Origin of the sequence: Streptomyces sp. NPDC101191, from assembly GCF_044767915.1 — a bacterium.
Taxonomy (GTDB): Bacteria; Actinomycetota; Actinomycetes; order Streptomycetales; family Streptomycetaceae; genus Streptomyces.
On the sequence record NZ_JBIWOU010000006.1, the window covers coordinates 306,673 to 312,976 of the forward strand.

Consider the following 6,304-nt stretch of genomic DNA (forward strand, 5'->3'; position numbering starts at 1 on the left):
GAGTGCCTACAGTCCCTTGATCGTGATGGCGACGGTGGAGCCCTCGGCGGCGGTCGAGCCGCCGTCGACGGACTGGCCCGAGACGGTGTCGCCGAGGAACGGGAAGGTCTTCTCGACCTTCACCTCGAACCCGGCGCCCTCCAGCTCGGCCTTGGCCTCGCTCGTCGACATGCCGACGACGTCGGGCACCTCGACCATCCGCGGGCCCTTGGAGACGGTCAGGGTGATCGTGTCGCCCCGGGCGGCGCGGCTGCCCTCGGCGAGGGACTGCGCGGCGACGGAGCCGGCGTCCTCGGCGGAGTTGATCCGCTCCGGCGCGACGGTGACCTTCAGCCCGGCGTCCTGCAGGGCGGCGGTGGCGTCGGCCACCGTCTCGCCCGTCACGTCCGGGACCTCGACGGGCACGCCCTTGCTGACGACGAGGGCGACGGCCGAGTCCGGGCCGCGCTCGGTACCCGGCTCCGGGTCGGAGCCGATCACCGCGCCCTGGGCGACGGAGTCGCTGAACGCGTACGAGACGACCCCGGGTGCCAGCCCCTCGTCCGCCAGCCGCTTCTTCGCCTCGGCGAGCGGAGTGCCCTTCAGGTTCGGGACCTTCACGATCCGCGGGCCGCGGGACAGGGTGAGCGTCACCGTGCCGTTGCCGCGGATCCGCTCGCCGGGCGCGGGGTCGACGGCCATGACCGTGCCCCGCTCGTAGACGTCGCTGAAGGCGCGCCGGGTCGTGCCCACGTCGAGCCCCGCGTCGGCGAGCCGCTTCGTGGCCTGGGACTCGCTCTGTCCGAGGACGGAGGGGACCCGGGTGAACTGGCCGGAGTTGATGTACCAGACCCCGCCCCCGATCCCGAGCGCGAGCAGCACGGCGGCCACGATCAGCAGCGGCCCGCGGGGGCGCCGGGACCCCGAAGAGGGCGCGGACGCGGGCGCGGGCGGGGGCAGCAGGCTGGTGTGCTCCACGGGCAGCGGCTGGACGCGCGGAATGACGGAGGTCCGGTCCTCGGCGCCTCCGGTCTCCTGGGGCCGGGCCTGCGGGGGCTCGGCGTCGAGCTGCTCGTCGCCGAGCCCCGCGCGGGCCTCCCGGACCTGGGCGAGCAGGGCGACGGCGTCGTACGGGCGCAGCTCGGGATCGCGGGCCGTGGCGCTCGCGACCAGGGCGTCCAGCTGCGGGGCGAGCCCGGGGACGGCGGCGGAGGGCGCGGGCACGTCGGTGTTGAGGTGCTGGTAGAGCACCTGGGCCGGGGTGTCGCCGGAGTGCGGCTTGGTGCCGGTGAGCATCTCGTACAGCACCACACCGCACGCGTAGACGTCGGCCCGGGTGTCGGCGGTGCCGTGCTCGATCTGCTCCGGGGCGAGGTACGAGACGGTGCCGAGGACGGCGCCGGTGGTGTCGGTGGCCGAGCCGACGGCCCGGACGAGCCCGAAGTCGGCGACCTTGACCCGGCCGTCGTCCCCTATGAGCACGTTCTCGGGCTTCATGTCCCGGTGCACGAAGCCGGCCCGGTGCGCGGCGCCCAGGGCGGCGAGCACCGGCTCCAGGATGTCGAGGGCCGCCCGCGGCCGCAGCGCGCCGCGTTCGCGCAGCACGTCACGGAGGGTGCACCCGGCGACGTACTCCATGGCGAGGTACACGTACGCCCCGTCGGCGCCCTGGTCGAACACCCCGACGACGTTGGGGTGCGCCAGGCGGGCCACCGACTTGGCCTCGCGCATGAAGCGCTCGACGAACGCGGCGTCCGTGGCGAGGTCCGGGTGCATCACCTTGAGCGCGAGCTCCCGGTCGAGCCGGGTGTCCACGGCCCGGTAGACCGTGGCCATCCCGCCGACGGCGATACGCGCGTCGACGCGGTAGCGGCCGTCGAGCAGCCGCCCGACGAGGGGGTCCTGAAGGGTCGTGTCCACGGCGTCGAGTCTACGAGTGCCCGCACCCGCCCCCTGCCCGTCGGCCCGGGACTGCAGCCCAGCTGTGACGCGAGCCGCAGCCCCGGGGGCGCCCGGCGCGGTCAGAAGGCCGGGCGCTCCGGGTCGAGCCGGGCGCGGCCCTCCTGCGGCGAGGAGGCCTCGGCGAAGTGGCGGCGGGGGATACGGCCCGCGCGGTGGGCGAGGCGGCCCGCCTCGACCGCGTGGCGCATGGCCTCCGCCATCAGGACCGGCTCCTGGGCGCGGGTCACCGCGGAGGCGAGCATCACCGCCGCGCAGCCCAGCTCCATCGCGAGCGCCGCGTCCGAGGCCGTCCCGGCCCCGGCGTCCAGGATCACCGGCACCCCGGCCCGCTCCACGATCAGCTGGAAGTTGTGCGGGTTGCGGATGCCGAGGCCGGAGCCGATGGGGGAGCCCAGCGGCATGATCGCCGCGCAGCCCACGTCCTCCAGCTTCCGCGCGACGACCGGGTCGTCGTTCGTGTAGGGGAGGACGACGAAGCCGTCGTCGACCAGGGTCTCCGCCGCGTCGAGCAGCTCCACCGTGTCCGGCAGCAGCGTCCGCTCGTCGGCGATGACCTCCAGCTTGATCCAGTTCGTCCCGAGGGCCTCGCGGGCCAGCCGGGCCGTGAGCACCGCCTCGCCGGCCGTGAAGCAGCCCGCGGTGTTCGGCAGCACGCGGATGCCGAGCCGCTCCAGGACCGTCAGGACCGAGCCGCGCACCTGGGGGTCGAGGCGGCGCATGGCCACCGTGGTCAGCTCCGTGCCGCTCGCGACGAGGGAGCGTTCGAGCACGTCGAGGCTGGGCGCCCCGCCCGTGCCCATGATCAGACGGGACGAGAAGTCCGTACCGCCGAGGGGGAAGACGTCGTCGGACATCGCGCTCAGCCTCCCTGCACCGCGGTCAGGACCTCGACCCGGTCGCCCTCGCCGAGCACCGTCGTCTCCCACTCGCCGCGCGGCACGACGGTCTCGTTGACGGCGGCGGCCACGCCGGAGGCGGCCCGGGTGAGGGTCGCGACGAGGGCGGCGAGCGAGACGGGGCCGCTGAGGACACGGGCCTCGCCGTTCACGGAGACGTTCAAGGAGGCGTTCACGGATGCGTCCGGGGACGCGTTCGCGGAGGCGTTCACGGAGACGTCCGGGGCGGCGTTCCCGGTTTCGTTCACAGACTCGTTCAGGGGCGCGTTCATGCGTGCTCCAGGTGCGCGGGGGAGAAGCGGCGGGCGGTGAAGGCGCGTGCCTCGTCCGGCAGCGTGCCGGTGGTCAGCGCGTCCGCCATGACGTCGCCGGTGACGGGGGTCAGCAGGACCCCGTTGCGGTAGTGGCCGGTGGCCAGGTGCAGCCCGGGCAGGGCGCTGGGGCCGAGCAGCGGCGCGTTGTCGGGGGAGCCGGGCCGCAGCCCGGCGCGGGTCTCGGTGAGCGGCAGCTCGGTGATGCCGGGCACCAGTTCGTGCGCGTCGCGCAGCAGCTCGTACACCCCGCCGGCGGTGACGGTGGTGTCCCAGCCGAGCTCCTCGCTGGTGGCGCCGACGACCAGCTCGCCGTTCTCGCGCGGCACGAGGTAGACGTGGCTGCCGCGGACCACCGCGCGGACGGTACGGGAGAGGAACGGGGCGTACGAGGGCGGCACCCGCAGCCTCAGCACCTGACCCTTCACCGGCCGCACGGGCGGCACGACGTCCGCCGGTACGCCCTCGAGCCGGCCGCTCAGGCTGCCCGCGGCCAGCACCACCTGCTCGGCGGCCGGTTCCGTCCCGTCGGCCAGGAGTGCGCCCCGGGCCCGGTCCCGCACCACCGTCAGGCGTTGCGCCAGGGACCGGTGGAAGACCACGCCGGCCCGCTCGCAGGCCGCCACCAGGCCGTCGGCGAGTCGGCGCGGGTCCACCTGGTGGTCGCCGTCCACGCGCAGCCCGCCCCGGACGCCCGGGGCCAGCATGGGCTCCAGGCGGCGGCACTCGCGGCCGTTGAGCCACTCCGAGGCGAGCCCGCAGCGGGTCTGCAGGGCGTGCAGTTCCCGCAGGTGGGCCCGGTCGTCGGCGTCGAGCGCGACGGCGAGGGTGCCACAGGCGCGGTAGCCGACGTCGTGACCGGTGGCCTCGGCCAGCTCGGCGGCGAAGCCGGGGTAGCGGCGGGCGGACTCGAGATTGAGTCCGAGCAGGGTCTCCTCGCCGTAGTGGAGTTCGGTGACCGCGGCGAGCATGCCTGCCGCCACCCGGGCCGCCCCGCCGCCCGGTTCGGGGTCGGCCACGGCGGTGCGCAGTCCGCGCTGCGCGGCGCGCCAGGCCGTGACCAGGCCGATGATGCCGCCCCCGATGACGAGGACGTCGGATGTGGTGCGTGTACGCGACATGGGCGTCCAGCCCCTCCCTTCGCCGGCATGACCCGGATCAGGTTCGTACGGTCGGAGGCCGGCCAGCCTCCCTCTCAGCCCGGTCGTCCGGGCTCCCGCGAGTGCTTTACGGCGGCCAGACTAACCGCAGCGGACGGAGCGCCACAGGGCCCCACCTTCCTGACGATCCGTCAGATGCGTAAGGTGGTCGGGTGAGCGAGCGGAGGCGGACACAGGTGAGCGAGCAGCAGCAGACCCCGGCGGACGAGCGGCGCGCGCCGCGCCCGGCCGGGCGGCACGTCGTGATCGTGGGCGCCGGGATGGCGGGCGTCCAGACCGCCGTCGCCCTTCGCGAACAGGGCTTCACCGGGCCCGTGACCCTCGTCGGCGCCGAGCCCCACCAGCCCTACGACCGCCCGCCGCTCTCCAAGGCCGTCCTCCTCGGCAAGGCCGAGGACTCCGCCTTCGACGTCGACTTCGAGGCCCTCGACGTCGACCTCCGCCTCGGTGTCGAGGTCACCCGCCTGCGCGCCGCCGACCGCGAGGTCGACACCGAGGCCGGCCCCGTCCCGTACGACACCCTCGTCGTCGCGACCGGCGCCCATCCGCTCACCCTGCCCGGCAGCGAGGGGGTCCCCGGCGTCCACCTGCTGCGCACCCTCGACGACGCCGCCCGCCTCAAGCCCGTCCTGGAGCGCCGCCACGACATCGTGGTCGTCGGCGCCGGGTGGATCGGCGCCGAGTTCGCCACCGCCGCCCGCCAGGCCGGCTGCGCCGTCACCGTCGTCGAGGCCGCCGACCGCCCCCTGGCCGGCGCCCTGCCCGCCGAGGTCACCGCCCCCATGGGTGCCTGGTACGCCGAGAGCGGCGCCGAACTCCGCCTCCACGCGCGCGTGGAGCACGTCGAGGAAGGCCGCGTCGTCCTCACCGCCGACTCCACCGACTTCGGCGCCACCGGCGCGCCGCGCGAGCTGCCCGCCGACGCCGTCGTCGTCGGCATCGGCGCCCGCCCCGCCACCGGCTGGCTGGAGGACTCCGGCGTCGCCCTCGACCCCAGCGGCGCGCTCGTCGCCGACGACCGGCTGCGCACCTCGCTGCCCGACGTGTACGCCGTCGGCGACTGCGCCTCCTTCCCCTCCGCCCGCTACGGCGAGCGGCTCCTCGTCCACCACTGGGACAACGCCCTCCAAGGCCCCCGCACCGTCGCCGCGGACATCCTCGGCGCGGCCGTCGCGCCCTACGACCCGGTGCCCTACTTCTGGTCCGAGCAGTTCGGTCGCTTCGTCCAGTACGCGGGCCACCACGCCGCCGCCGACACCCTGCTGTGGCGCGGCGACCCCGCCGACGAGGCCTGGAGCGTGCTGTGGCTGCGCGAGGACGCGCTCGTCGCCCTGCTCGCCGTCGGGCGCCCCCGCGACCTCGCCCAGGGGCGCAAGCTGATCGAGCAGGCCGCGCCCCTCGACCCGGCGAAGGCCGCCGACCCCTCCGTACCTCTGAAGGCGGCAGTCCGGTAGGGCCCGACTACCGACTGTCAGTCCGGGATGGCAGGCTTGTCCTGTGACCGAGATTGACGTAAAGATCGATGCGCTCGTCCCCGCCTGGCTCTACGTGCCCGACATCGCGGAGATGCTCGATGTCGAGGTGACGCGCGTGCGGCAGCTGATCAAGGAAGGCCAGCTCATCGCCGTGCGCCGCGGCGAGAACAACGCCCTGCAGATCCCTGCCGCCTTCATCCAGGGCGACAAGATCGTCAAGGGTCTCGTCGGGCTCCTGACCGTCCTGCGGGACGACGGCTTCACCGACGAGGAGATGCTGGAGTGGCTCTTCACTCCGGACGAGAGCCTGCCGGGCACGCCCGCGCAGGCGCTCAACGAGAACCGCGGCACGGAGGTGAAGCGCCGCGCCCAGGCGCTCGCCATCTGACGCCCGCACGTACCGAAGACACCACCAGCGGGTGTCGGGGGGCCCCCCCCCCCCGGGGGGGGGGGCCCCCCCCCCCCCCCCCCCCGGGGGGGCCCCCCCCCCCGCCCCCCCCCCGGGGGGGGGCGCCCCCCCC

Annotated in this window: 6 protein-coding genes and 1 riboswitch; of the genes, 2 read left to right on the plus strand and 4 right to left on the minus strand. The window is 75.2% G+C overall.

Annotation, left to right across the window (positions count from 1 at the left end):
* Nucleotides 1-6: 6 nt before the first annotated feature.
* The 4 genes from pknB to thiO all read right to left on the minus strand — a co-directional run bounded on the left by pknB (nucleotide 7) and on the right by thiO (nucleotide 4,269).
* Nucleotides 7-1,899, minus strand: a complete 1,893-nt coding sequence (gene pknB, locus ACIRQF_RS24445) for a Stk1 family PASTA domain-containing Ser/Thr kinase (protein WP_404095006.1) — start codon at nucleotides 1,897-1,899, stop codon at nucleotides 7-9.
* A gap of 101 nt (nucleotides 1,900-2,000) precedes the next feature.
* A complete protein-coding gene (locus ACIRQF_RS24450) occupies nucleotides 2,001-2,795 on the minus strand; it encodes a thiazole synthase (protein WP_382484321.1) in 795 nt (264 codons plus the stop codon).
* Nucleotides 2,796-2,800: 5 nt separating this feature from the next.
* Nucleotides 2,801-3,109 carry a sulfur carrier protein ThiS gene (gene thiS / locus ACIRQF_RS24455; protein WP_404095010.1) on the minus strand — a complete coding sequence of 103 codons (309 nt, stop codon included), beginning with the start codon at nucleotides 3,107-3,109 and terminating at the stop codon, nucleotides 2,801-2,803.
* On the minus strand, nucleotides 3,106-4,269 hold the full coding sequence (thiO, locus tag ACIRQF_RS24460; protein WP_404095012.1) for a glycine oxidase ThiO: 1,164 nt from the start codon (nucleotides 4,267-4,269) through the stop codon (nucleotides 3,106-3,108). Before thiO ends, thiS begins: the two co-directional genes overlap by 4 nt.
* Nucleotides 4,267-4,378: riboswitch (TPP riboswitch) on the minus strand. It overlaps the preceding gene by 3 nt.
* Before the next feature lie 106 nt (nucleotides 4,379-4,484).
* Between thiO and ACIRQF_RS24465 the strand changes: the two genes are divergently transcribed.
* Nucleotides 4,485-5,762 (plus strand): NAD(P)/FAD-dependent oxidoreductase, encoded by a 1,278-nt coding sequence (locus ACIRQF_RS24465; protein WP_404095475.1) that lies wholly within the window; start codon nucleotides 4,485-4,487, stop codon nucleotides 5,760-5,762.
* A gap of 43 nt (nucleotides 5,763-5,805) precedes the next feature.
* Nucleotides 5,806-6,171, plus strand: coding sequence for an Rv2175c family DNA-binding protein (locus ACIRQF_RS24470; protein WP_318211252.1), 366 nt, complete (start codon nucleotides 5,806-5,808; stop codon nucleotides 6,169-6,171).
* The last annotated feature ends 133 nt before the right edge of the window (nucleotides 6,172-6,304 follow it).